This window comes from Halomonas huangheensis, assembly GCF_001431725.1.
In the GTDB taxonomy this organism is placed as follows: domain Bacteria; phylum Pseudomonadota; class Gammaproteobacteria; order Pseudomonadales; family Halomonadaceae; genus Halomonas; species Halomonas huangheensis.
Genome location: NZ_CP013106.1, coordinates 447,271 through 472,074, shown reverse-complemented (window position 1 = coordinate 472,074; position 24,804 = coordinate 447,271). Strand labels below are relative to the sequence as shown.

Sequence of the window (24,804 nt, the reverse complement as noted above, 5' to 3'; positions counted from 1 at the left end):
ACCTGGCACAACTGTTGATAACGAAGCTGCGACAACAGGACGCTTGAAGCATTACCCTAGTGAATACAAGACATCGATAGACAACAGCACATGCTCCGCGACTCGATCACAGCTCCACAGACCACAGCGCTACAGAGCTGCCGGCTATATCCCCCTGCGCTGGTATGCCCCCTCGGTGACAACCTGGACGACATCGCCCAGCGCCTGTTCGCGGGTCAGCGCGGCCTGCGCCACAGTAACGCCTGGCGCCCGGAACAACCTCTACCACTGGGAAGCGTCGACACTCCCCTGCCGGATGACAGCGACTGGCCCGCCGAACATCGCTCGCGCAACAACCGTCTACTCGCCGCCGCACTGCAACGTCTCGCGCCAACGCTCGACAGTTGGCGAGCCGCCAATCCCGCTGCACGCATGGGTGTGGTCATGGGTACCAGCACCTCCGGCATCAGCGAAACCGAGCACGCCCTCAAGTACCGTCTCGCAAAGGGTGAGTGGCCAGACGACTTCATCTATTACCGTCACGAGCTGGGTGCACCAGCCGACTTCGTGGCCTGGTGGTGCGGTGTCGACGGACCCGCTTATACCCTGTCCACCGCCTGCACCTCGAGCGCCCGTGCCCTGGCCAGCGCCTCACGGCTGATCAAGGCCGGGGTGTGCGATGCGGTGATCGCGGGAGGCGCCGATAGCCTATGCCAACTGACAGTGAGCGGATTCAGCTCACTGGATGCGGTCAGCATTGACCCCTGCAAACCGTTCTCCGCCGCGCGCAGTGGTATCAATCTCGGTGAGGGTGCCGCTCTGTTTCTGGTCACCGGCGAAAGCGGTGGTATTCAGCTCAAGGGCTACGGCGAGACCAGCGACGCTCACCATATCTCGGCACCACGCCCCGACGGTAGTGGAGCTCATGATGCCATGGCTGCAGCCTTGCAAATGGGAGGTGTCGAGCCGTCCCGGGTCGACTATCTCAACCTGCATGGCACCGCCACTCGCCAGAACGATAGTATGGAAGCGCTCGCTGTCGCCAGACTGTTTCCCGAAGGCGTTCCATGCAGTTCAACCAAGAGCTTGACCGGCCATACCCTGGGAGCCTGTGGCGCCCTTGAGGCGGCCTTCTGCTGGCTGGCCATGGCCCACGGTCGTCTGCCACCGCATCTCGACACCCCGGATCCGGAGCTTCCCAGCTTGAGTTACAGCCAGGGGGAGCAGCGTGAAGTACGTCGCACCTTGTCCAATGCCTTCGCTTTCGGGGGTAACAATATCGCCCTGTTGCTGGAGAAAGCCGAATGAGTGATACCCCCACTCTGCCTCCTATCGAGCAACTGGTGCCCCACCAGGGCGATATGTGCCTGTTGGATGAAGTCTGTAGCATCGGCGAAGAGCAGCTGGTAGCGGCTATTCGTCCACACCGGAATGACCTCTTTGCCGACGACCTGGGCATCCCCGCCTGGGTGGGGCTGGAATGGATGGCACAGGCCATTGCCGCCTGGTCGGGACACACCATGCTCAACGCGGGACACAAACCACATGTCGGGTTTCTGCTGGGCACTCGACGTTATGACAGCAAAGTCAGTCATTTTTCCTTTGCTCTCCGTTATCAGGTCAAGATCGAGCTGGACTATATGGCTGATAATGGCCTCGGTGCCTTTCGCGGAGAGATCTTCGATGCGGCCGACCGGGTGGTCGCCAGCGCCTCTCTGAACGTCTTTCAACCCGACTCGGATGATATGCTCGACGCCATGTTCAATGATGATCGGCCCAAGGATTCTCAGTAATGACCGATAGCATACTTGTCACCGGCTCCAGCCGTGGCATCGGCCGCGCAATCGCCTTGCGCCTGGCACACGATGGATTCGACGTCGTGCTGCACTGCCGTGAGCGCCGAGATGCTGCCGAAGCCGTTGCCGAGCAGATCCAGGCCCTGGGCCAACAGGCACGTATTCTGAGCTTCGATGTCACCGATCGCGACAACGCCCGCGACATTCTCGAACAGGATATCGAACAGCACGGCGCTTACTACGGCGTAGTCTGCAACGCAGGCATCACCGCCGATGGCGCCTTTCCAGCACTGTCGGATGCAGACTGGGACGGTGTCATCAACACCGGCCTGAACGGTTTCTACAATGTCGTCAAGCCCGTCACCATGCCCATGGTCCGTCGGCGCAAACCGGGCCGGATTGTAGTGATGTCCTCGGTATCCGGCCTGATGGGCAACCGTGGGCAGGTCAACTATAGCGCCGCCAAGGCTGGACTGATCGGTGCAGTCAAAGCACTGGCGATTGAACTCGCCAAGCGCCGAATTACTGTCAATGCAGTAGCGCCGGGACTGGTCGATACTGATATGACCGAGGGCCTGGCCAGTGAAGAAGCGCTGAAGATGATTCCCATGCAGCGTACCGGCACCAGCGAGGAAGTGGCCGCCGCGGTGAGCTTCCTGTGCTCCCGGGATGCCAGCTACATCACTCGTCAGGTGATCGCCGTCAATGGGGGAATGTGCTGATGAGCAGAAGCGCAACTCGCGCGGATGGCCTTGGTCGGCGCGTGGTAGTAACCGGCATGGCCGGCTTCTCTCCGATCGGCAACGACTGGCCGACGATTCGTGCCCATCTTGCTGCAGGTACCAACGGTATTCGTCACATTGCCGAGTGGGATGTCTACGAGGGTCTCAATACGCGACTGGCCGGACCTGTCGAGGAATTCACCCTACCACCGCACTACCATCGCAAGGCCGTACGCAGCATGGGGCGAGGCGCACGCATGGCCGCTCGCGCCTCGGAACTGGCCCTGGAGCACGCTGGTCTGCTGGGTGATGAGCTGGTCAGCAGTGGCGCCATGGGGATTTCCTATGGCTCCTCGGTCGGCGAGCCGGATGCCATGGTCGACTTCGGCAATATGCTGATCAACAAGTCGACCGATGGACTGAATGCCAATTCCTATATCCGCATGATGGCTCATACCGCACCGGTGAATATCGGTGTCTTCCTTGGCGTGCGCGGACGCATCCACACTACCTCCAGTGCCTGTACATCAGGCAGTCAGGGCATCGGCTACGCCTATGAAGCGATTCGCTTCGGACGCCAGACGGCCATGATCACTGGAGGCTGTGAGGAATTATCGCCCACCGAAGCGGCGGTGTTCGATACCCTGTTCGCCACCAGTACCCGAAATGATGCTCCCGAGACGACTCCACGGCCCTTCGACGCAGACCGCGATGGATTGGTAATCGGAGAAGGAGCGGGGACACTGATTCTCGAAGACCTCGAGCATGCTCTGGCGCGCGGCGCTCCCATTCATGCCGAGCTGGTCGGCTACGGCAGTAACAGCGATGGCCGCCACGTTACGCAGCCGGATGCCGCGATCATGGAGCGCGCGATCCGCGATGCGTTGGCCGACGCCAACCTGTCGGCCGAGCAGATCGGCTATGTCAGCGCTCATGGCACCGCCACTGAGCGCGGCGACCTCGCCGAATCCCATGCCACAGCGGCGGTCTTCGGCTCTCGGCAGCCCATCAGTTCACTGAAGAGCTATACCGGACACACCCTCGGCGCCTGCGGGGCCCTGGAGGCATGGACCGCCATCGAGATGATGCGCGAAGGACTGTTTCATCCGACCATCAATCTCGATACACCGGATCCTAAATGTGCTGAACTGAACTATCTTCGCAAGACGATGCATCGTATCGACTGCGAGTATGTGATGAGCAACAACTTTGCCTTCGGCGGTATCAATACCTCCTTGATCTTTCGCCGCTGGGACTGAAAGGTACAGGATGATGATTTGAACCCGCAGTGCTCGTGCGCTGTCATGGTTAAGCAACCGCTACATCACAAGTGTCTTTCACACAAGGGAATGCCACGATGAATACAGCAAGATGGTTGACTAGTGCATTACTGATAATCGGCAGCATGGCCATGATGTCCTCTCAGGCCGTGGCACGCGATACTCCCTATTTCATGCCGATTCAGGAAGTTCTTGACTCAACGGACGGCAAGGCTGGCCTGGATACCAGTATTCGTCTGGTCTTCAGTCCAACCTCCACTGCTCAGCCCGTTGAGGAACACGGTCCCGTGGTCACCAACCGCAAGACCAACGCCTTGAACAAGACCGATGAAGAAGCCTGCCGTTGGGTAATGCTGTCGGCACTGATTGCCCTCCAGGATCGCGCCAAGGAAGAAGGCGGCAATGCGGTCATCAATATCAGGAGCTTCTACGATCAGAAAGAGTTCGAATCCGACACGGAATATGAGTGCCATGCCGGTGCATTGATGGCTGGTGTGTCTCTGCGTGGCGATGTCGTCACCCTGCCGTAAGACGCTTCCATCCAGCGACATGTCGCCCGACGGCACACTGCCGCCCCGTCTGATACTGGCGGGGCGCTGCAATTGTCCCGATGCAGCAGCATCCTCACAGAGTGGCCGCGAACTACTCAGTGAACTTGCCACGCTACAAGGCTTCGACTGTCCGCTCCACGCCTGGTCTCCTCGCGGCAGCGGCCCCCCACGCCATCCCGCCCTGCCTGCCGAATACACCCCCGTTCTGAGCCACCGTCGCGGCATGGTGGTCGCCGGCCTCGCCAACCGCCCGCTGGGCCTCGATCTCGAGGTGCCGGTAGCGCGTCATCTTCAACGCCTCGATGCCTTGATCGAGATGCTGCCCGAACCCGAAGTCCGGCAGCGTATCCACGCCGCCGAGGATCGCCTGTCAGCCTTCTACCGCGCCTGGACAAGCTACGAAGCACTGTTCAAGCTCGCCTGGCTGCAAGGCCAGCAACCCTCCCATGTGCTGGCGATGCGGCTGACAAACCTCGCCCCCGAAGGCGACATTCATGCCTGGTCGGCTCAGACTAAAGCAGCCACACTAAGCCTGTGCGGCCCCTACGCAGACCTCGATATCCGCTGGTCGCAGTCCAGTGAAGTGGTGATGGAGCTTTCAAACCGTAAGGCGTAAGAAGGAAGAAGGCTGCGGGCGATGGCAATTGACTGTAAAGCTTATGAAGACCTCTTCCCTCTGACCTCTTTGTTCTTCATTCTGCCCTCTTGCACTAATTGTCAGACATTTCTAGACTATTATCTGACAAATACTTCCTCAGCATTGCATCCACCCAGAGTCGAGCAGTCGAGACATGCCATCCGAGACCACGACGGACCCTTTATCCCGGTTGCCCCACCAGCAGATCGGCGATAGCGCCACTGAGCTGGCCGATTGTCTGGCTCAGGCGATCCTGTCCGGCCACTGGCAGAGCGGAGAAGCCTTTCCCCGTGAAATGGACCTCTGCAGCCACTTTGACATCAGCCGAAATCGGGTACGCAATGCGCTTGGCGAACTCAGCGCTGTGGGTTTGATCGACCGCACCGCCGGGCGTGGCAGCATCATTCGCAACATCAGTGACTGGCACTTGCTGGCCCCCCAGATGAGCCGCTGGATGGCCGGCCTGAATACGCCCCATCCACGTCTGATTCATGAAGTCTTTGCCTTCCGTCTGGCAGCCGAGCCCTATATCAGCGAGCTGGCAGCGACACATGCCTCCGGCGATGATCTATCCCGTATCGAGAAGGCCTTTCACGGCATGCGTGAAACGGCAGGTCAGCAGGACCAGCGTCTATCTCACAGCGAGTATGACGTAGCCTTTCATGATGCCATCTATCGTGCCAGTCACAGCCTGATCTGGAGGCAGATGGGCATGTTGCTGCGGCCGGCGATCATGGCACTGATCCAGCGCTCCCATGACCATGCCGTGGATCTGGCCGAAAGTCTCGACCATCACCGCCAGTTGCTCGATGCCATACGCCTGCGCCAACCTTCCCACGCTCGTGAGGCAACTCAACAACTGCTGCAACGTACCGCACGGGATCTGGCGCTGGAGCAAGTCGCAGAGGACTCTCTTCCATCCCCCCAGGCGCTGGATAATACCCGCGCTGTCGATATCAAGGACCACCGATAATGAAGATCACCAAGCTCAAGACCTGGCAGGTTCCACCGCGCTGGTTGTTTCTCAAGATCGAGACCGATGAAGGCGTCTACGGTTGGGGCGAGCCGGTCATCGAAGGCCGTGCTGCCACCGTCGAGGCAGCGGTACACGAACTGTCCGACTACCTGATCGGCGAAGACCCGCGCAATATCGAGCACCTGTGGAACGTGATGTATCGCGCGGGTTTCTATCGTGGCGGACCGATTCTGATGTCGGCCATCGCCGGTATCGACCAGGCGCTGTGGGACCTCAAGGGTCGTGAGCTGGGCGTTCCTGTCCACCAACTGCTCGGTGGCAAGGTGCGCAACAAGATGCGTATGTATGCCTGGACCGGTGGTGACCGCCCTTCCGACGTCGGTGTCGGTGCGAAAGCGTTGGTGGACCAGGGTTTTACCGCTTTCAAGATGAACGGCACTCCGGAACTGCAGATTGTCGACTCCCACAGCAAGATCGACGACGCCGTGGCACGTATCGCCGAAGCGCGTGACGCCGTGGGCCCCGATGTCGGTATCGCAGTCGACTTTCATGGCCGCGTGCATCGCCCCATGGCCAAGACCCTGTTGCGTGAACTGGAACCCTACCACCTGATGTTCATCGAGGAGCCGGTAGCCCCTGAGCACCTACCGATGCTCAAGAGCATCGCCCAGGACCTCGCCACCCCCATCGCCACCGGTGAACGCCTGCACACGCGCTTTGCCTTCCGCGATCTGCTGGCCGACAACATGGTCGATATCGTGCAACCGGACCTGTCACACTGCGGCGGTATCAGTGAAGGGCTCAAGATCGCTACCCTGGCCTCGGCCTATGACGTGGCGCTGGCCCCACACTGCCCGCTGGGACCGTTGACGCTAGCCGCCTCGCTGCAACTGGATGCGGTGTGTCACAACGCCTTTATCCAGGAACAGAGCATGGGTATCCACTACAACAAGGACAACGACGTGCTCGACTACCTCGTCGACAAATCGGCTCTGTCCATCGAAGACGGTTACTGCGCGATCCCCGATGGCCCCGGCCTCGGCGTCGAGATCAACGAGGAATTCGTCGAGGAGCGCGCCAAGGTCGGCCACCGCTGGCGTAACCCGGTATGGCAGCATGAGGACGGCTCAGTAGCGGAGTGGTAATCGAAAGAAGGAAGAAGGAAGAAGGAAGAAGGAAGAAGGAAGAAGGAAGAATGCTATGCCCCCGATTTTGTAGACACCTCCCTTTACAGGATGAGGAGAGGTGTCATGCTTCTACGTACACGTCGTCGGTATACGCCTGAATTCAAGCAGCATGTGGTTCAGTGCTCTCTGGAATCGGCGGATTCCCAAGCGGTCATTGCTGCCAGGTTCGACGTACCTACCAGTGTCCTTGAACGGTGGAGGAGAGAGCACGTGTCGACTCATGAGAAGGATCAGAAGCCACTGCCCAACCGGGGAGCCTCGAAGAGCCTGGCTGACCTCGAACGCGAGAACCGCCAGCTCCGCAAGCAGTTGGCACGCAAGGAGCTGGAGGTAGAGATCCTAAAAAAGGCCGAAGAGTACTTTGCCAAGGGCATGAAGTAAGGTTCCGCTTCATCCAGCGTTTTCATGGTGATCAATATCCGGTCGCCATGATGTGCAAAGTACTCGGAGTGTCTCGATCCGGCTTCTATCGCTGGGCGTCCAGGACGCCATCGAAGCGCTGCCAGGCCAATCAAGCACTGTCGATGTTTCTGCATCAGGAAGCTGAGCAGCAGCATGGGATTCCCGGCTACCGCAAGCTCTGGTATTCCGCAGTGCAGTCAGGCTTCATCTGCAGCCAGAACCGAGTCCAACGACTGCTTCAGCGCATGGGATATCGCTCTGTGACAGCTCCTCGCCCTGGTTGGCGCAAACCAAAGCCCGGTATCCCGGTACGCCCCAATCTGCTCAACAGAGGCTTCTGTGTCGACGAGCCTGACCGTGTCTGGGTATCGGACATCACTCAGGTTCGGTGTCAGGAAGGCTGGCTCTACATTGCTACGGTCATGGACCTGTACTCGCGTCGCGTGGTCGGTCATGCCTGCAGCCCTCAGGTGGATGCCACCCTGGTGAAAGAAGCTGTAGTGGAGGCGCTGAGCTGGCGGTCGATCACTGAGGGAGACAGCCTGTTCCACTCAGATCAGGGAGCTCAGTATCGCAGTGAGGACGTGCTGAAAACACTGAATGGGGCCGGCTTTACGATCAGCATGTCTCGGCGAGGGAACTGTTGGGACAACGCCTGTGCAGAGAGTTTCTTTTCTCTGATGAAGCGGGAGTGGCTGCATCATCTGGGGCTGGTGACGCGTGAGGAAATGAAGAAGGCGGTGAAATACTACATTGAAGAGTACTACGATGGAGTCCGCGCTCACGAGACCCTGGGCGGATTAACCCCCAGGGACTACGAGTTGGCGGCCTAAACCGAGGTGTCTACTTTTTCAGGGGCACACCAGAAAGCTGCGGGCGATGACAATTGACTGTAAAGCTTACGAGGACCTCTTCCATCTGATCTCTTTCCCACAAGGAGACTCAAATATGAACAACAAGACGCCCTCCTCTCCCTGCCTGGGTGAGGCCAGAGTGCTGCATGACCAGCGTTGTGAGCTGGGTGAGGGGCCGGGCTGGGACGCCGCACGTGGCGAGTTTCGCTGGCTGGATATCATCGGCCGCCAGCTTCACCGCCATCGCCTTGAGGATGATCAACATCGGATTATCGAGCTGGCGCAGCTGACGTCCTTTGCTGCTCCATTGTCCGATGGTGATGATCTACTGGTCACCGAACACGGGCTGATGGTCATGGAGCATGCCCATGGCACTGTCTCGCCATGGCGCGATGTCGAGGCCGACAACGGCGTGACCCGCAGTAATGATGCGCGCCTCGATCGTCATGGTGGACTGTGGTTTTCGTCGATGGGCAAGTCTGCGCAGCCGGAAGCCGGGAGCCTGTATCGCCTCTATCGTGGTGAAGTGACGGTTTTACGCCGCCAGATCAGCATTCCCAATGCGATCTGTTTCTCTGCCGACGGCCACTACGCATGGTTTGCCGATACTCCTACCCAGAAAGTGATGCGCTGGCGCCTGGATGATCAGGGCTTTCCGTTGCGCGAGGATGGCACGCCCTTCAGCCAGGACACCCAACCCGATGAGCTGGTCGCGCCCGAGGTGTGGGCCGATTTCAGCGACGATATCGGCTCGCCGGACGGAGCGGTAATCGATGCTGATGGCTACATGTGGCTTGCCCTGTGGGGAGCAGGTCGAGTCGCCCGGCTTTCGCCGGAGGGTGAGGAGGTTGCGCATATCAAGGTGGCCGCCAACCACACCACATGCCCGGCATTCGGCGGTGCAAATCTCGACACTCTGCTGATTACCACCGCCACCGAAGGGCTGGATAACCTTGATGACGGCCTGCAGCACGGTGCGACCTTTGTCATCGAGCTGGCCGATATTCTGCCTGGTGTTCGCGGCCAGGCCGATGAACCGCTACACCTTCGCTAGGGCGGTGTCTGACAGGAATATCATGTTTCAGAGCGATCGGGCGCCATTGGACCCTGTTCGCTCTTGCATAATCCAGGGCAAGCGACGAGGGTAATATGCAACACCCTCGAGGAATCATCCATGTCATCGCTGACACCCGAACAGCCGCGTGTCGCCATTGTTACCGGTGGCTCACGCGGCATTGGCGCCGATATATGCCGGCGCCTTGCCAATGACGGCTTTGCTGTCGTGATCAACTATTCCAGCAGCGTGGAACGTGCCGAGTCGCTGGTCGAAGAAATCGAAGCCCAGGGCGGTCAGGCCTTTGCACAACAGGCGGATGTCACCAGTAGCGATGACGTCGCCCGCCTGTTCGATGCCACCATGGAACAGTTCGGCCGCGTCGATGTATTGATCAACAACGCAGGAGTCCTGACCACCATTCCTCTGGCCGAAGTCAGTGACGAACTCTATAACCAGCACTTCGACACCAACACCAAAGGCACCTTCAACACCCTGCGCGAGGCCTCAAGCCGTCTCGATGAAGGCGGCCGCATCATCAATATTTCCAGCTCAGCGCTGGCACTCAACCTACCCGGTTATGCCATCTACAACGCTACCAAGGCCGCGGTGGAGTCCTTTACCCGGATCTACGCCCGAGAGCTGAGGGGCCGTCGAATAACCGTCAATGCGGTAGCACCCGGTCCGGTGGATACCGAACTGTTCCGGAACGGCAAGAGTGCTGAACAGATTGAGAGTTTCGCCAATATGTCTCCGTTGGAACGCCTCGGCGAGCCTCGGGATATCGCCGAGTTGGTTGCCTTTCTCGTGCGCCCTGAAGCGGAATGGATCAATGGCCAAGTCATTCGTGCCAACGGCGGCATCGCCTGAAATAGCCGTGCTGTAAACGGCCGATATAACATCAGGCGTCTATTCGAGGTTGCTCGGACGAGTGCTGAGGATGCTGACAACATCATCATTGCGAATTTCGACCTGCAGATGTTCATGCAGCCAGACAGTCATGGCCTCGGCAGATAATGGCCTGCTATAGACATAGCCCTGTAGCGTGGTACATCCAGATTGTGCCAGGAAGCTGGCAACCTCGGTCGTTTCGACACCTTCCGCGACAACCCTTAATTCGAGGCTGCGCGCCAGTTCAATGGTTGAGGACACAATCACTGCGCCCTCGGAGTTCGGTGTAAGCTCAGACATGAAGGACTTGTCGATCTTCAGTTCCTGAACAGGCAGTCGCTGCAATTGCGCCAGAGACGAGTAGCCGGTTCCGAAGTCATCGATGGCCAGCTCTACCCCCATACACTGCAACGCCTTGAGCATGCGTGCAGCTCGTTCAGGAGAGTGCATGATGGCACTCTCGGTGACCTCGACACACAGCCGCTTGCCTTCGATGCCATAACGCGCCATTGCGGTACGCGTCCGCGCCACCAACCCCGGATCCTCGAGATCCATGGCCGACACATTGATTCCCATGCGCAGATCCAGTCCCTGAGCCAGCCACTCCGCCAGCTGATGACAGGCACTGTTGATCAGCCAACTGGTCAGGCGCTGCACATTGCCCGACCCCTCCGCCAGGCTGATGAATTCATCCGGAGAGATGCTGCCGAGCAGAGGATGATCCCAACGCATCAGTGCTTCCACCCCGGTTATCCGCCCCGAGATTGCATCCACTTGTGGCTGATAGCACAGCCGCAGTTCGGCACGCTCAGTCGCCTCCTGGAGGTCATGCACCAGTGCCAGCCGCCGTAAATGGCTTTCATCCTGGCCGTCCATGTAACAGCGGTGAATGGTGCGACCGGCTCGAGCATGCTCGAGTGCTATTTCGGCTCGACGCAGCAGTAGATTGGCTCCATCTCCGTGCTCCGGAAAGCGAACTTCGCCCAGTGCACAGTTGATGTTCATTAGTGAACCATCCAGCAGAATGGGGCGAGTCAAGCGACGATAGGAGTCGGAAACCCACAGCGGCACAATACGTGGGACATCCAGCAACAACAGGAACTCATCACCACTCAGGCGATAGGCGCCATGTTTCGCGGGGGGTAATTCCTGCAGCCGCTCGGCAAGGGTCCGCAGAACCTGATCGCCCAACTCATGGCCAAAGGTATCGTTGATACGCCGCATGTGGTTGACGGTCAGCCGCAGCAGAGTGAAGGGAGTGCCAGTGGCAATCGCTGCTTCAATGTCCTCGTTGGCCTGAGTGCGATTACCCAGCCCCGTCAGTTGATCCTGACGCGACTGGCGATGCAGTTCGACCTCTCGTCCCGCGATATCTTCCTGTAGTTGGATCAACGTACGCGACAGCAATCCGGCTTCGCCGCTCTTCGGCAAACGCATCTGGTCCAGACGCTGCCCTTGACCGACACTCCTCGCCGCCCCCACCAACCGCAATAATGGCCGGCTAACGCTACGTACAATCAGCGCAGCAACAACCAGAGTAATCAGGAAGGTAACGACAAAGGTCATCAGCAGGTTGCGGCTAAGCTTACGGTATGGTGCAAAGAGCTCATCGTAGGATTGCCGGGCAACCAGCTCGACTGTGCCACCTGGACCTCCTCCCAAATCGATGCTGCTCTCGAGATAACGCTTATCTGCGACCGCACCGATCAACTCTCCAGGCACGCCTTGTGACAGCCGCACCGTTACTTGTGTACGCGTGAGCCTGGCAACCTCATCAAACAATGCCATGTCCAGTGCAAAGCCCAGTTTCACGGAATGGGGCGGCTCTTCGCCCGACAGCTCAACAGCTACCACCTGGTAGAATTGGTCATTTATGGCAATAAGCTCGATATCGCCCGACGACACACTACTCAAGGACCGGAAGGCTGGAGCGACATAACGTAAGTCACCAGGAGGATACCGGCTGGCCAGCACCTGGCCCTGGCTATCCAGCAACACAGCGATGTCAGCCTCACTGCGTTCGAGCAGTCCATGCCACTGTTGCTCCATTTCCGCCAGTGTCAGGCGATCGCCGAATTCTGTATCGACAATCCGCTCTACACCCTCCTGAAACCGCTCTGCGTGCCTGGCAAGCAGGTCCCGGGCCACCGCTACGCCAACATGCAGGTCCTGCTCGGCAGCATACAGCGTGTTGCTCCTGAGTGTGCTCAGCACGCTCCAGGCAACAGCCAACTGTACGCTCACTGTGAGCAATAGCATGACCAGCAATAAACGGGTACGAAAAGACATTCAGTGTCGCTCCAGAATACGCCAGCAGATCTACAATCCGTTGCTGACGCCGAAGGCGCCACCCTCTTGCCAGACATCGCTGGCAGCCAATACCAGCTTCCCTGGCGGACAATCTACCTGTTGGAATCCACTTCTTGTTTGGGTGGGTTTCTTGTTTGAGTTGGATTCTTGTTTATCTCCACCCCTTGTGATTCGCATTGTATATGCGTCGCGATATCTTGATTACACAATATCACATTAGATTACAAAGATAGACAGCACTGTATCGATCAATCATCCATCAATTGCGCCGCAGCGATCTGGTACCCTGTATTCCAAACTTCATTGAGCACTCAGGATATGGCAGGAGCATCGTCGCGAAGGCGCCCCTATCAGATAGCAGAGGTCATCAAGGGCTGGATCGTTGACCGCCAGCTGACCCCCGGAGACCGCCTTCCCGGTGAAGCAGAGCTGATGGCAACACTCGGTGTCTCCAAGGGCACCGTGCGTGAGAGCACTCGCGTGCTGGAGGCCCAGGGACTGGTGGAAACACGTACCGGTCCGGGAGGTGGGGTTTTCGTGCGGGAGATGAGTGAGTCACGAGCAATATCGCTGCTGAGTCACTACCTGTACTTCAAGGATATATCGATACGCGATGTCTATCAGATTCGTCTCGCCCTCGAACCGGAGCTGGTGGCCTCCCTGGCGGGCAAAGTCGCCGCTGAGGATATCGCTCGGCTCCGCGCCAGCCTCGCTAGCTATTCCGAAGCGGCAGCGGACCTCAATGCCGAGCGTCAACAGCACATCGATTCGCTGAATTTCCATCAAGAGCTAGCGGCACTCTCCGGCGGAAACGCCCTGCTGGCATTCATTATTCGTTTCACGGCTCAGGTATTATCCGATCTCACCGTCTATCGGCGTCTGTACGAACCTGGCGACCACCACATCGGCCCCTGTGGCTGCCAATACCATGGCTGGCTACTCGACGCCATCGAAGATGGTGACGCCGAGCGTGCCCGCGAACTGATGAAGGAGCACCTGATCGAAGCGCAGGCGATCATGAATGACAATGAGGCCCAGATGAAACGAGGCTTCTTGAACGAGAACCTCGATCGTTGATGCGAGGCAAGTCGCTCAAACCACCCTCAAGCTTCGAAGGCCCTGAGAAACTGCATCAACACCCGAGTGGCTGAGGCAGCATCGGCTGCGCTGATCGATTCATCCGGATGATGGCTGAGACCATCGCGGCAACGAACGAACAGCATGCCGATATCGGTCAACTCGCACATCGCCAGACCATCGTGACCAGCGCCACTGAACAGCAACTCCGCAGATTCATTACCGTCAGCACAAGCTTGTGTCAGAGCATTGATCAAGCGAGGGGCGCAGTCCACCGCCTCCGCAGAATAGGTCTGCTCAGTGTTCAACTCGAGCTGGTAGCGCTCGGCAATTGCGGTATAGGCATCGAGAATCTGCTTGCGCCCTCGTGCTCGAACTTCCGCCTGCGGTGAGCGCAGCTCAAGGGTGAAGGTCACCTGCGAGGGAATGACGTTGACCGCGTTGGGTCGCACCTCGAGCTTTCCGACGACACCCACGAAATCCTCGCTGGCATGTAACACACGGTTAGCTTCGAGGATCATCTCGGCAGCCCCTACCAGTGCATCCCGACGCCCTTCCATGGGAGTCGTCCCGGCATGCCCGGCCTTGCCGGATACCTGAATACGGTGGCGTTCGATGCCCGTCAATGCGGTCACTACGCCCACTGCATGGTCGCGCTGTTCAAGCACAGGGCCCTGTTCGATATGCACCTCGACATAACCCAGCACGTGATCGGGATCGCGAGCCACCTCGGCAATGGCATCCGGAGCACCACCGAACGCCTCAAGCGCCTGCCGAACCGAAATACCTTCAGCATCCGTGGCATCCAGGCAGGACGCTTCGAAATTGCCTGCCAGTGCGCGACTGCCGATCAGTGTCGATTGGAAGCGAGTCCCCTCCTCATCGCCGAAGGCCACCACTTCCACGCCATAAGGTAGCTCACAGCCTTCACGACGTAGTTGCTCCAGCGCCAGAATCGGCAGAGCCACCCCCAGCATGCCGTCATACTTACCGCCTTCCATCACGGTGTCCTGATGGGAGCCCATGATCAGTGTCGGCTCTCCGGCCAGGGCACGAGCACAGCGCCCCACCAGGTTGCCAGCGGCATCCAGCTCCGGCGTCAGCCCCGCGGCACGCATCCAGTCAGCAATGATATCCAACACCTCACGGTGCTGCGGAGAGCAGAACAGGCGCGTTACCCCAGGCCCCGGCTCGGAGCACTGGCCTGCCTCATCAAGGCGCTGCAGCAGCACCTGCCCCAGGTCGAGCGACGTTGATGTCATGGTATATCTCCAGAAGTCATGTGCTCAGCAGCATGACTGCCGAGCCGCTACCTGCCGTCTGGCGCTTTCAGCGCGCTGGCAGGGAGGCAAGAAATTCCGCAAACTCCGGTGCTCGAACACGCTGCACCAGGCCCTGCAATTGGCTGATCAGATCGCCCTCTGACCAGTCCACGCGTAGATCAATCGGCGCAGAGGCGAAGGACTCGATGCGCAGTGCCGCCGAGCGAGCGCCGCGCACATCGCCGCCGGCGTCCAGCGCTGACGCCAGGCTCGTCACCAGACTTTCCGGCAATCCGGTCTCGTAATTGTCCCGATAGTTCGGAGCCTCTCTGCCGTTCAGCACCGCCTCACTGTTATCGCAGTTGGCGCGTAGAAAGCTTTCGAACAAGGCGTGGACAACCCTGTCGCCGGCCAACATATTGCCGGCCACAGCGACACCGGTAGCAAGGCGAGAAGCCACACAGGGCAGATTATCCGCACCACTGTGCACCGCAGCCCGGCCATTGGCGTCCATGACCAGGCACTGTCGACGTGCGGCGCCGGAGTCTGCGGATATCACCCTCTGCAACGCAGAAGATGCCTCAGCCCCCTGTTCAAGCAGCGGCCTTAGAGCACGCGGGTACCATGGATTGGTCGTCAGACCCTGAGTGGCGCAGGCACCGACACCGCGCCATGCATGGTGCACATAGCCACCCACCGCCACCCCACCAGTGGCCGTTAATGCGGCCACTGTTCCGGTCTGAGGGTGAACGTGAAGCAACGAAAGAGTCATTGGCTCAGTACCCTACCAGGTGGCCAACAACCAGGCCGACCCAGCACAGCACATAGACCAGCACCATGAATGGCAGGATCGCCTTGAGCCATTTTTCGTAAGAGACGCGGCCCAATGCCAGCATCGCCAGAGTGCCGCCGGAGGTCGGGACGATCAGATTGGTCAGGCCATCACCGACCTGGAAGGCAGTGATCATCAACTGACGGCTCATGCCGACCAGGTCAGCCACCGGAATCAGAATCGGCATGGTGACCAGCGCCTGTCCCGATCCAGAGGGAACGAACAGGTTGATGATGCCTTGTACCACGCTGGCCATTATTGCTGACAGCGACGCAGGAATACCCTGTATCAAACTGCTCAGCCCATGGACGATGGTGTCGATGATCTGGGCTTCATTGAGAATCACCTGAATCGACGCCGCCAGACCGATCACCAGCGCCCCGGCAGTCACGCCGGAGGCGCCTTCCATCATCTGCTTGACGATCTCATTGGCGGACAAGCCGTTGACGATGCCGATGACAATCGCGATCAGCAGGAACATGCCGGCGATTTCATTGATGTACCACCCTTGGGTGAAAACCCCGACCAGCATCGCCACCAGGCCACCGACAAATACCACCAGCGTCCACTTGTCGCGTTTCGACATGGAGTATTCCGCCAGTGACTTGCTCATCGCCTTGGCATCACCCGGCTCTTCGAAATCCATACGGGTTACGAAGCGGCAGATGTAGAACGACAACAGGCCCAGCGACGCCAACACCAACAGCGTCCGCAACCAGGCTCCCGAAAAGGTCGGCAACTCGGCTATCCCCTGGGCAACGCCCACGGTATAGGGATTGATCGGTGACAACGCAAAACCGACACCGATGCCGCCCACCGCCATGGTTGTGCCCACCAGACTTGAACAGCCAACGGCACTGGCAATCAATACGGCAATCGGCACCAGCGCGATGTTGTTCTCGAAACCCACGGCGACGCCAAAGAACCCGTAGATGAAGGTACCGACGGTGATGATGACATTGCGGCGCTCGACTCCGGCCCGATGCACGGCGACACCAATGGCATTCTCCAGCGCACCTGTCTTCTGCAATATGTGAAAGAGTCCACCGGCAATGAACACGATGAATAGATACAGAGAGGCCTCATTCAGCCCCCGAGGAATCGCCACAAAGATATCGAAGGGCGATAGCGCAGCAACATCGGTAAGGTAATGAAAGGAATCCGGCACCACCCGAGTTCGACCATCCATCATCACCCGCTCGTATTCACCGGCAGGAATCAGGAAGGTCAACGCATAGGTTGCCAACAGAATCAGAAAGATCAGCACCATCGGGTCAGGCACTGTGCGGTACCACTTCTTGCGCTGTGATAGCGCCTGGTCTCGCGTATTCATATGGTTGTCCTTGTTGAGAACGCAAGGGTCCCGTATCGCGTCCAGCCAATGGCCTGCGGTACCGGACACCGGGGGCAAGATCGTCTCCCGGACAGCAGAAGTGTCCTGACGAGCCATTCATGACAGACAATTTATCATGATAAATTGTTTTTTAACGCTATCACTGCCACCCGCCAGCGCGCAAGATAGGCAGATGCAATTTGTTTGTATCGGGGGGGGGGGAAGAGGGAAGAAGGAAGGTCGAAGAGGGAAGATAGGAGCGGTAAGCGCCGAGTCTCGAGCTGCGAGACAGGAGCCATCCAGTGCTTACCGCTGGTTTACAGACAAGAATTCGGGATGCGGGGGTTAGTTCTCCCTTCTTTCCCCTTCCCTCTTACTTCTAACCTTCCCCCACCCTCAACCCATACTGCTTGAGTTTGCGCACCACGCTGGGTTGGCTGATCGCCAGCCGTTCGGCGATGGCATAGGTCGATGGCAATGTACTGCAGAGTTCCGCGAGGATATCGCGCTCGACTCTGGCCAGCACGGCCTTGAGTCCTTCGTCTTCCATCAGGTTCGCGGAGCTGGCGGTCGCTGTCTCGGTCACATCCTGCGCGGTTTCTCTGCGTGGTGCTTCAGGGCCGCAGGGGTCCAGGGCGCGGGCATGGATAACATCGTTGCTGGCCAACCAGCCACGCTCCAGAACATTTTCCAGCTCGCGAACATTGCCCGGCCAATCATTGCCCATCAATACCTGCCAGACATCACGGGACAGAATCTTGTCACGTCCGTAGCGCTCATTGAGTTTCGTCAACTGATACTCGACGAACCCCGGAATATCCTCGCGCCGCTCACGCAGTGGAGGCAGCGTGACAGGAATCACATTGAGGCGGTAATACAGGTCCAGACGAAACAGTCCTTTCTCGACCCGTTCGGCCAGATCCAGATTGGTGGCTACCACCAGCCGGAAATCGACTCGTCGCGAGCGAGAATCGCCCAGCCGCGTGATACTGCCATCCTGAATCGCCTTGAGCAGTTTGGTCTGCACCGCCAGCGGTAGCTCGCCGATTTCATCGAGGAACAAGGTGCCGCCGGCCGCCTGTTCGATAAGCCCGATCCGTCCTCCCGGCGCGGCACCGGAAAAGGCTCCCTGGCAATAGCCGAACATCTCGGATTCAAACAGGCTCTCGGGAATCGAGGCACAGTTGACGTCGATAAATGGGCCGCTATGTCGCGAGCTCCAACGATGCAGCTGTCGTGCAAAGGCCGTCTTGCCCACCCCGGACTCGCCCAGCATCAACACCGTAGCATCCGTTGGCGCGACGCGACGCAACAGCAATGCCACTTCATGCATGACTCGGCTCTTGATCTGCAGATTACCGATCTCGGACTCCAACGCAGCGACCTCATCATCCAGATCACGGCTACGCTTGAGATGGTCACTGAAGCGCTGCTGCAGCAATGCATATTCCTGCTGCAGCATTTTCAGATCGGTCATATCCATGGAGCGGCTGACCACCGCCAACAGCTTGCCGTTATCGAATACCGGATAGGCTTGAGCGACCACACGTCGCCCGGTACTGGTCTGCTGTTCAACTTGTGCCGGCTGTCCGGTACGGATCACCTCGAGACTCACCGAAGGCTGCAACACACCGGATGCTTCCAACTGCTGCACCGTAGACGAGCAGAGTTCTTCACAGGAGACACCGTACACCGCCGCCGAACCGGGGCTGACATCGTGAATGCGGCCATTGGCTTCGACGATGAAGAAGTGATCACGGGCAGTATCGATGATGGTACGCAGGATCTGGCTGTCGAAATCGCTCATGGCTGATTCACTTTTGCATCACTGATTCGAAATTGTATCACCCGTCACGCCAATGTGATCAATAAATGGATCGGCTGCTGGTCAAGCACTGCCTTATGAGGCATCCAAGCCATCACCAGCGACGTTTCTGCTGGTATCCGCCACTCCAGAATAGACCTTAGTCGTAAAATATCAGTTATTGGCACGCCAGGTGCTAGTAGCTGTTCACCTGGCGCACAGCCTGCGCTCTGACCATGAGTTGTTATGCCCCAGCGTAACTCATGAGACTGATCACAACAGAATCTCACAGCCATCAAACCAAGGAAGCCTTCATGAGCGATTTCAATCAGCCTCTCGGCGGGAACACCATGCCTCGCTCTGGTGGCCCCGCCACCATGATGCGTCTACCGACACAGGAAACTGCCAAGGGGCTCGACGCTGCCTTCATCGGCATTCCGATGGATATCGGCACCTCGAATCGTCCCGGCACTCGCCTTGGCCCGCGTCAGATTCGCGATGAGTCCCGCATGCTGCGCCCCTACAACATGGCCACACGCTCCGCTCCTTTTGACAGTCTGCAGGTCGCGGATATCGGCGATGTGCCAATCAATACCTTCAACCTGCCAAAGAACCTCGACATCATCAGCAACTTCTACGACGAGGTTCTCGCCCATGACTGCGTGCCGTTGACTCTTGGTGGTGACCACACTCTGACCTGGCCGATCCTGCGTGCCATCGCAAAAAAGCACGGTCCGGTCGGGCTGATTCATATCGATGCCCATGCCGACATCAATGAGCACATGTTCGGCGAGGAAGTCGCCCACGGCTGCCCGTTCCGACGCGCCCAGGAAGAAGGCCTGCTCGACAGCAAGCGTGTGGTGCAGATCGGACTGCGAGGCACCGGCTATGCCGCCGAAGACTTCGACTGGTGCCGCGACCAGGGCTTCCGTGTCGTTCAGGCAGAGGAATGCTGGTACAAGTCGCTCGAACCGCTGATGGCCGAGGTTCGTGAACAGATGGGCGATGGTCCGGTGTACATCTCCTTCGACATCGACGGTTTGGACCCGTCCGTAGCGCCGGGTACCGGCACCGTCGAAATGGGCGGTCTCACCGCTCAGCAAGGTCTGGAAATCGTGCGTGGGGCCATGGGACTGAACATTGTCGGCGGCGACCTTGTCGAAGTCGCCCCTCCCTACGACCCCAGCGGCAACACTGCCCTGATGGGGGCCACGCTGCTGTACGAAATGCTGTGTGTTCTGCCTGGCGTCAAACGCCGCAGCTGATCGCTCGATAACGCAACTGACGAGCGCCGCCGCGTGCGGCGCATCAACATTACAAGACCAACGAGTGATGCTTATGTCTTCCCAATTGCACTCCGCAGACACGCTTGCCAGTGACACAGTACCTATCAGCCTGGCCGGGATACTCAAGTTCGCTGTCCCGTCCGTGATCGGGATCCTGCTGTTCCTGGTTCCCTTTTCCACTGGTGAGTCGGTCAATATCGGCATGGGCATGGCCGCTGACTGGCTCCAGACTACCCTTGGCACTGCCCTTCCGGCGATTGCCGTTATCGTCCTATGCCTGTCCGCCGTCATCAGCCTGCTGGTATCACTGACCAGCCCGGGCTGGGCACAGCAAAAGGCCGTTCAGGAACTGTTCAAGGTCTCTCCGCTGTGGCTGGTGACTCGTGTGCTGGGCGCCATCTTCGCCACTCTGACCTACTTCCAGATGGGGCCGGAAATGATCAGTTCAGCCTACACCGGCGGTGTCATGCTCAATGACCTCGCACCGGTGCTGCTGACCTTCTTCTTCTTTGCCGCCATTCTGCTGCCGTTTCTTGTCGACTTCGGCTTCATGGAATTCATCGGCAGCCTGGTCCGTACCCCGTTCCGCATGATCTTCGGCCTGCCGGGGCGCAGCGCCATCGACGCCACTGCCTCCTGGATGGGTTCCGGTACCGTGGGGGTGCTGATCACCACCCAGCAATATGAACAGGGCTTCTACAACAAGCGTGAAGCCTCAGCCATTGCTACCAACTTCTCCATCGTATCGATTGCCTTCGCGTTGCTGGTGACCAGCTTCACCCAGATCAACCACCTGTTTGTGCCTTTCTATCTGACCGTAGTTGTGGCGGGCCTGGTCGCTGCCGTTATCGTGCCACGCATACCGCCGTTGTCACGCAAGTCCAATACTTACTACGAACCGGTGGGTTGCCAGATTCGAGAGGAAAACACCAGTCAGCAGAACCTCCTGCGTTACAGCCTTGGCATGGCCGTGGCACGTGCTCAGACGGCTCCGGGACCGGCCAGGCTGATTCGCAGCGCACTGTTCAACGTCGCCGACATCTTCTTCGGCCTGCTGCCGATCGTGATTGCGATTGGCACCGTGGCGCTGATGCTGGTCGAGTACACTCCGGTCTTCGATTGGCTGTCGATGCCGATGGTGCCGGTACTGGAATGGATGGGCATTCCGGAAGCCGCCAAGGCTGCGCCTGCCACTCTTGTAGGTTTCGCCGATATGTTCCTGCCAGCGGTACTGGCCAAGGACATCGACAGTGAGCTGACTCGCTTCGTGATTTCCTGCCTGTCGCTGACACAACTGATCTACATGTCGGAAATCGGCGCACTGCTGCTCAAATCAAAAATCCCACTCAAGTTCTGGGAGTTGGTGGTCATTTTCATTCTACGCACCGCCATCACGTTGCCAATCATTGTTGTCATGGCTCACTGGCTGGTGGGCTGAAGGCCGCGCCTTCGTAACACACCAGCCCCTCCGAATACCAAGGAAACCACTCATGACCTGTGCTGAACTGCTTATTCGTCTGCTTCGCGACACCTATGGAGTGGATACCGTGTTCGGAATTCCCGGTGTTCACACCGTCGAACTGTATCGTGTGCTCGAAGGTGGCGAAGCCAACATGCGCCATGTCACCCCGCGCCACGAACAGGGTGCCGGCTTCATGGCCGATGGTTATGCACGTACCACAGGCAAGCCCGGTGTGTGCTTCATCATCACCGGCCCCGGCATGACCAATATCGCTACCGCCATGGGCCAGGCACTGGCTGACTCCATACCGATGCTGGTGATCTCCAGCGTCAATCGCCGGGATACCCTTGGACTTGGCCAGGGCCGTCTACACGAGCTTCCCAGCCAGCAGCAGATGATGGCCGGCGTCAGCCGTTTCAGTCATACGCTGCTGGATGCCGACCGCCTGCCCGAAGTAATGGCTCGCGCCTTCGCCATCTTCGATGGTGCGCGCCCGGGTCCGGTGCATATCGAAATCCCCATCGACCTGTTCAATGCGCCGGTCAAGGCACCGCGTAGCTGGCAGCGTCCGCAACTGGCGCGACCGGCCCCGGACAGCGCCAGCCTGAACCAGGCCTGTCAGTGGCTGAATGGAGCCGAGCGTCCGCTGGTATTGCTGGGCGGTGGTTGTGCTGCGGCCCCCGAAGCGGCACGCCAGTTGGTCGAGGCCCTGGATGCGCCGACCGTCGTCACGGTTAACGCCAAAGGGGTGTTGGGAAGTGAGCACCCGCTCGACCTTGGCCCCAACGCCTCCTTCCCGCCGGTACGCGACATGGCACGCGACGCCGATGTGGTATTGGCGATCGGTACCGAGATCGGCGAAACCGATTATGACGTGGTATTCGATGATGGTTTCGAGATTGGCGGTCGTCTGATTCGTGTCGACCTTGATGCCGAACAGCTGGTTCGCAACCATTGCGCCGACCTGGCGATGGTCGCCGATGCAGGATTGGCGCTGTTGGCTCTGGCCGAACGTCTGGGCAAGCAGCGCCATGCACGCCAGGGTGCCGAGCGTACCCGCGCGGCTCTGGACGCACTGAACCTGGCCAATGACCCTGCCTTCGCCACTTACGTGCCGTTGTTTGCAACGCTGAACAAGGCACTTCCCGACGCAGTTCTGGTCGGCGATTCCTGCGCCACCGTCTATGCCGGTAATCACCTGGTGACTCGCCCTGAGCCACGCCGTTACTTCAACTCAGCATCGGGCTACGGCACCCTCGGCTACGGCCTGCCCGCCGCCATGGGCGCCTGTCTTGGCCGCCCTGACCTACCAGTGGTCGCACTGGTCGGTGATGGTGGCGTGATGTTCACCCTCACCGAGCTGGCCTGTGCGGTGGAAGAACGTCTGCCGCTGGTGATTCTGCTGTGGCACAACCAAGGCTACGAGGAAATTCGCCGCTTCATGGACAACGCTGGCGTCACTCGCCTCGGCGTCGATATCCAGCCACCCGACTTCCAGATGCTGGCCGCGGGTTTCGGGTGTGCAGCAACCCGAGTCGGCGACCCCGCTGGGCTCCAGCGTGCGCTGGATAATCGTCCCAGCGACGGCCCGATGCTGATTGAGGTCGACGCCGCCGCCTGGCAGGCGGCCGTAGCCTGATCTCATCCACTCCGGCACCTGTCGGGTGCCGGAGTCTTGCCTCTGCTTGCCTGACGCACATAACGACCCACTTTCAACATCGGCGGTCTCAGGTTTCTTCAACCCTCAACTTCCAATAACAAATAGACGGACACTCTCGATGAGCGCATTCAAGCGACTACTCGGACAGGACACACTCGACGAACACCAGCACCGCAGCCTCGGGGCTTTCGGTACTGTCACGCTATGGCTCGGTGCCAATGTGGTCGTCACCACTATTCTCACCGGCATGCTACTGGTACCGGACCTGGCCTTTACCACTGCCATGTCCGCGGTGTTGATCGGCTCATTGATCGGTGCCATTCCGCTGTTGCTGGTCGGCTTGATGGGGCAACGTACCGGGCTGCCATCCATGGCACTGACTCGTCGCGCCTATGGTCCTCTCGGCAGCAAGTTGATCTCGCTGGTCAACATGGCGGTACTGATTGCCTGGAGTTGGATTCAAGCCCTGTTGGCAGGCATGAGCCTCAACTATGCCATCGAGGCGACGACCGGGTATTCCAACCTTCCACTGATGACCATTCTCTGCGAAACCGTAGTGGTGCTGATCGTGCTGCGTGGTCACCTCGGCATCGAGCGAGTCGAACGCTGGGCAGCACTTGCCATGGTGGGACTCGCCGCGCTGGTGCTGTACCAACTCAACAAACACTACGATGTATCGGCACTGCTGGAGATGCCGGTGGAGTCGCACAATGGCATTACCCTCGGCATCGCCTTTGATATCGTCATCGCCACCGCCTTCTCGTGGATTTCCTCCTCTGCCGACTACAACCGCAACTGTCGCAGTGGCGCCATTGCCATCTGGGGCACCTACAGCGGCTATGTGCTGGCGGCCATGATCGCCATGGGTCTGGGTGCTGCCGTATCCGGGATATCCGTGCTCAACGGCATGCAACAGACCTATGACCCAACACGACTGCTGTCCGGGTTTGGCTTCGGTCTGCCTGCAGCTCTGGTGATCTTCTTCTCGGTGATGACGACCAATGTCATGGCGGTCTACAGTGCCACGCTGTCATGCATGAACGTATCGCCGGGCATGGCCTTCTGGAAGCCAGCCCTGGTGATTGGTGTGGTTACGGTATTCGGTGCCTTGATTCCGGGAATCCTCGACCAGTTCCAGAATTTCCTGCTGCTGATCGGCGCGCTGTTCATCCCGGCGTTCTCAGTGATGATTGTCGACTATTACCTGGTGGGCCGTGAGGGTTACAGTGCTCAGTTGCTGAATGCCCGCCACCAGTTGGGTCGTCCTACGGCCAGCATCGCACTCACAGCTTATGTGCTGGGTGCCGGCCTGGCCGCCTACTGGACGCTGGTGGCACCACTATCCTTCGGTGCTTCACTGCCGGTATTCGTGGTCACAGGTGGCATCTATTGGCTGGGCACCCGTCTTGTGCCGCAAGCTCGCACCCCTGTTTCTCAGACCTGAGGAGT

22 protein-coding genes are annotated in these 24,804 nt (G+C 58.9%); 17 read left to right on the top strand and 5 right to left on the bottom strand.

Annotated elements, in window-relative coordinates; genetic code table 11:
* Positions 1 to 90 precede the first annotated feature (90 nt).
* From AR456_RS02235 to AR456_RS02180, 12 genes are all read left to right on the top strand, one after another.
* A complete protein-coding gene (locus tag AR456_RS02235) occupies positions 91 to 1,287 on the top strand; it encodes a beta-ketoacyl-ACP synthase (protein ID WP_021819709.1) in 1,197 nt (398 codons plus the stop codon).
* Positions 1,284 to 1,772 carry a hotdog family protein gene (locus AR456_RS02230; RefSeq protein ID WP_021819708.1) on the top strand — a complete coding sequence of 163 codons (489 nt, stop codon included), beginning with the start codon at positions 1,284 to 1,286 and terminating at the stop codon, positions 1,770 to 1,772. The genes AR456_RS02235 and AR456_RS02230 overlap by 4 nt, the downstream gene beginning before the upstream one ends.
* Positions 1,772 to 2,497, top strand: a complete 726-nt coding sequence (fabG, locus tag AR456_RS02225; protein ID WP_021819707.1) for a 3-oxoacyl-ACP reductase FabG — start codon at positions 1,772 to 1,774, stop codon at positions 2,495 to 2,497. Before AR456_RS02230 ends, fabG begins: the two co-directional genes overlap by 1 nt.
* The gene (locus AR456_RS02220) at positions 2,497 to 3,756 is read left to right on the top strand and encodes a beta-ketoacyl-ACP synthase (protein ID WP_021819706.1); all 1,260 of its coding nucleotides are present in this window, start codon (positions 2,497 to 2,499) and stop codon (positions 3,754 to 3,756) included. The genes fabG and AR456_RS02220 overlap by 1 nt, the downstream gene beginning before the upstream one ends.
* Before the next feature lie 98 nt (positions 3,757 to 3,854).
* Entirely contained in the window at positions 3,855 to 4,307 is a 453-nt protein-coding gene (locus tag AR456_RS02215; RefSeq protein ID WP_021819705.1) for a hypothetical protein, read from the top strand.
* Complete coding sequence (locus AR456_RS02210) at positions 4,288 to 4,944, top strand: 4'-phosphopantetheinyl transferase family protein (RefSeq protein ID WP_236995562.1); 657 nt, start codon at positions 4,288 to 4,290, stop codon at positions 4,942 to 4,944. The genes AR456_RS02215 and AR456_RS02210 overlap by 20 nt, the downstream gene beginning before the upstream one ends.
* 175 nt (positions 4,945 to 5,119) lie before the next feature.
* Entirely contained in the window at positions 5,120 to 5,938 is an 819-nt protein-coding gene (locus tag AR456_RS02205) for a FadR/GntR family transcriptional regulator (protein ID WP_021819703.1), read from the top strand.
* Positions 5,938 to 7,086 carry a galactonate dehydratase gene (gene dgoD / locus AR456_RS02200; protein WP_021819702.1) on the top strand — a complete coding sequence of 383 codons (1,149 nt, stop codon included), beginning with the start codon at positions 5,938 to 5,940 and terminating at the stop codon, positions 7,084 to 7,086. The genes AR456_RS02205 and dgoD overlap by 1 nt, the downstream gene beginning before the upstream one ends.
* Before the next feature lie 90 nt (positions 7,087 to 7,176).
* Entirely contained in the window at positions 7,177 to 7,509 is a 333-nt protein-coding gene (locus AR456_RS20790) for a transposase (RefSeq protein ID WP_155829251.1), read from the top strand.
* Positions 7,510 to 7,520: 11 nt separating this feature from the next.
* Positions 7,521 to 8,363, top strand: coding sequence for an IS3 family transposase (locus tag AR456_RS02190; RefSeq protein ID WP_236995560.1), 843 nt, complete (start codon positions 7,521 to 7,523; stop codon positions 8,361 to 8,363).
* A 115-nt stretch (positions 8,364 to 8,478) separates the two neighbouring features.
* Positions 8,479 to 9,438, top strand: a complete 960-nt coding sequence (locus AR456_RS02185) for an SMP-30/gluconolactonase/LRE family protein (RefSeq protein ID WP_021819700.1) — start codon at positions 8,479 to 8,481, stop codon at positions 9,436 to 9,438.
* 120 nt (positions 9,439 to 9,558) lie between these two features.
* On the top strand, positions 9,559 to 10,308 hold the full coding sequence (locus AR456_RS02180) for an SDR family oxidoreductase (protein ID WP_021819699.1): 750 nt from the start codon (positions 9,559 to 9,561) through the stop codon (positions 10,306 to 10,308).
* 39 nt (positions 10,309 to 10,347) lie between these two features.
* Here AR456_RS02180 and AR456_RS02175 read toward each other — a convergent pair whose 3' ends face one another.
* A complete protein-coding gene (locus tag AR456_RS02175) occupies positions 10,348 to 12,618 on the bottom strand; it encodes a putative bifunctional diguanylate cyclase/phosphodiesterase (RefSeq protein WP_021819698.1) in 2,271 nt (756 codons plus the stop codon).
* Positions 12,619 to 12,957: 339 nt separating this feature from the next.
* Here AR456_RS02175 and AR456_RS02170 point away from each other — a divergent pair, with 339 nt between their 5' ends.
* Positions 12,958 to 13,716, top strand: a complete 759-nt coding sequence (locus tag AR456_RS02170) for a FadR/GntR family transcriptional regulator (protein ID WP_021819697.1) — start codon at positions 12,958 to 12,960, stop codon at positions 13,714 to 13,716.
* Positions 13,717 to 13,742: 26 nt separating this feature from the next.
* On the opposite strand, the gene AR456_RS02165 is transcribed toward AR456_RS02170, so the two are convergent.
* The 4 genes from AR456_RS02165 to AR456_RS02150 all read right to left on the bottom strand — a co-directional run bounded on the left by AR456_RS02165 (position 13,743) and on the right by AR456_RS02150 (position 18,950).
* A complete protein-coding gene (locus tag AR456_RS02165; protein WP_021819696.1) occupies positions 13,743 to 14,978 on the bottom strand; it encodes an allantoate amidohydrolase in 1,236 nt (411 codons plus the stop codon).
* Positions 14,979 to 15,045: 67 nt separating this feature from the next.
* On the bottom strand, positions 15,046 to 15,750 hold the full coding sequence (locus tag AR456_RS02160; protein ID WP_031208254.1) for a DUF1028 domain-containing protein: 705 nt from the start codon (positions 15,748 to 15,750) through the stop codon (positions 15,046 to 15,048).
* Between the two features lie 4 nt (positions 15,751 to 15,754).
* The gene (locus AR456_RS02155; protein ID WP_021819694.1) at positions 15,755 to 17,143 is read right to left on the bottom strand and encodes a YfcC family protein; all 1,389 of its coding nucleotides are present in this window, start codon (positions 17,141 to 17,143) and stop codon (positions 15,755 to 15,757) included.
* Between the two features lie 379 nt (positions 17,144 to 17,522).
* On the bottom strand, positions 17,523 to 18,950 hold the full coding sequence (locus AR456_RS02150) for a sigma-54 interaction domain-containing protein (protein WP_021819693.1): 1,428 nt from the start codon (positions 18,948 to 18,950) through the stop codon (positions 17,523 to 17,525).
* A gap of 311 nt (positions 18,951 to 19,261) precedes the next feature.
* Here AR456_RS02150 and speB point away from each other — a divergent pair, with 311 nt between their 5' ends.
* From speB to AR456_RS02130, 4 genes are all read left to right on the top strand, one after another.
* Complete coding sequence (gene speB / locus AR456_RS02145) at positions 19,262 to 20,212, top strand: agmatinase (protein ID WP_021819692.1); 951 nt, start codon at positions 19,262 to 19,264, stop codon at positions 20,210 to 20,212.
* 73 nt (positions 20,213 to 20,285) lie between these two features.
* A complete protein-coding gene (locus tag AR456_RS02140) occupies positions 20,286 to 21,671 on the top strand; it encodes a YjiH family protein (protein WP_021819691.1) in 1,386 nt (461 codons plus the stop codon).
* A 52-nt stretch (positions 21,672 to 21,723) separates the two neighbouring features.
* Positions 21,724 to 23,334: a 5-guanidino-2-oxopentanoate decarboxylase gene (locus AR456_RS02135; RefSeq protein ID WP_021819690.1), complete on the top strand. Its 1,611-nt coding sequence runs from the start codon at positions 21,724 to 21,726 to the stop codon at positions 23,332 to 23,334.
* Positions 23,335 to 23,473: 139 nt separating this feature from the next.
* Complete coding sequence (locus AR456_RS02130; RefSeq protein WP_021819689.1) at positions 23,474 to 24,799, top strand: purine-cytosine permease family protein; 1,326 nt, start codon at positions 23,474 to 23,476, stop codon at positions 24,797 to 24,799.
* Positions 24,800 to 24,804 lie beyond the last annotated feature (5 nt).

Bases quoted from the DNA above. Each gene is read 5' to 3' on its own strand.
- dgoD (WP_021819702.1), top strand. From the start codon at position 5,938: ATGAAGATCACCAAGCTCAAGACCTGGCAGGTTCCACCGCGCTGGTTG.
- AR456_RS02150 (WP_021819693.1), bottom strand. From the start codon at position 18,950: ATGAGCGATTTCGACAGCCAGATCCTGCGTACCATCATCGATACTGCC.
- AR456_RS02215 (WP_021819705.1), top strand. From the start codon at position 3,855: ATGAATACAGCAAGATGGTTGACTAGTGCATTACTGATAATCGGCAGC.
- AR456_RS02130 (WP_021819689.1), top strand. From the start codon at position 23,474: ATGAGCGCATTCAAGCGACTACTCGGACAGGACACACTCGACGAACAC.
- AR456_RS02135 (WP_021819690.1), top strand. From the start codon at position 21,724: ATGACCTGTGCTGAACTGCTTATTCGTCTGCTTCGCGACACCTATGGA.
- AR456_RS02205 (WP_021819703.1), top strand. From the start codon at position 5,120: ATGCCATCCGAGACCACGACGGACCCTTTATCCCGGTTGCCCCACCAG.
- speB (WP_021819692.1), top strand. From the start codon at position 19,262: ATGAGCGATTTCAATCAGCCTCTCGGCGGGAACACCATGCCTCGCTCT.
- AR456_RS02155 (WP_021819694.1), bottom strand. From the start codon at position 17,143: ATGAATACGCGAGACCAGGCGCTATCACAGCGCAAGAAGTGGTACCGC.
- AR456_RS02170 (WP_021819697.1), top strand. From the start codon at position 12,958: ATGGCAGGAGCATCGTCGCGAAGGCGCCCCTATCAGATAGCAGAGGTC.
- AR456_RS02160 (WP_031208254.1), bottom strand. From the start codon at position 15,750: ATGACTCTTTCGTTGCTTCACGTTCACCCTCAGACCGGAACAGTGGCC.
- AR456_RS02210 (WP_236995562.1), top strand. From the start codon at position 4,288: ATGTCGTCACCCTGCCGTAAGACGCTTCCATCCAGCGACATGTCGCCC.
- AR456_RS20790 (WP_155829251.1), top strand. From the start codon at position 7,177: ATGAGGAGAGGTGTCATGCTTCTACGTACACGTCGTCGGTATACGCCT.
- AR456_RS02165 (WP_021819696.1), bottom strand. From the start codon at position 14,978: ATGACATCAACGTCGCTCGACCTGGGGCAGGTGCTGCTGCAGCGCCTT.
- AR456_RS02180 (WP_021819699.1), top strand. From the start codon at position 9,559: ATGTCATCGCTGACACCCGAACAGCCGCGTGTCGCCATTGTTACCGGT.
- AR456_RS02235 (WP_021819709.1), top strand. From the start codon at position 91: ATGCTCCGCGACTCGATCACAGCTCCACAGACCACAGCGCTACAGAGC.
- AR456_RS02230 (WP_021819708.1), top strand. From the start codon at position 1,284: ATGAGTGATACCCCCACTCTGCCTCCTATCGAGCAACTGGTGCCCCAC.
- AR456_RS02140 (WP_021819691.1), top strand. From the start codon at position 20,286: ATGTCTTCCCAATTGCACTCCGCAGACACGCTTGCCAGTGACACAGTA.
- AR456_RS02220 (WP_021819706.1), top strand. From the start codon at position 2,497: ATGAGCAGAAGCGCAACTCGCGCGGATGGCCTTGGTCGGCGCGTGGTA.
- fabG (WP_021819707.1), top strand. From the start codon at position 1,772: ATGACCGATAGCATACTTGTCACCGGCTCCAGCCGTGGCATCGGCCGC.
- AR456_RS02185 (WP_021819700.1), top strand. From the start codon at position 8,479: ATGAACAACAAGACGCCCTCCTCTCCCTGCCTGGGTGAGGCCAGAGTG.
- AR456_RS02175 (WP_021819698.1), bottom strand. From the start codon at position 12,618: ATGTCTTTTCGTACCCGTTTATTGCTGGTCATGCTATTGCTCACAGTG.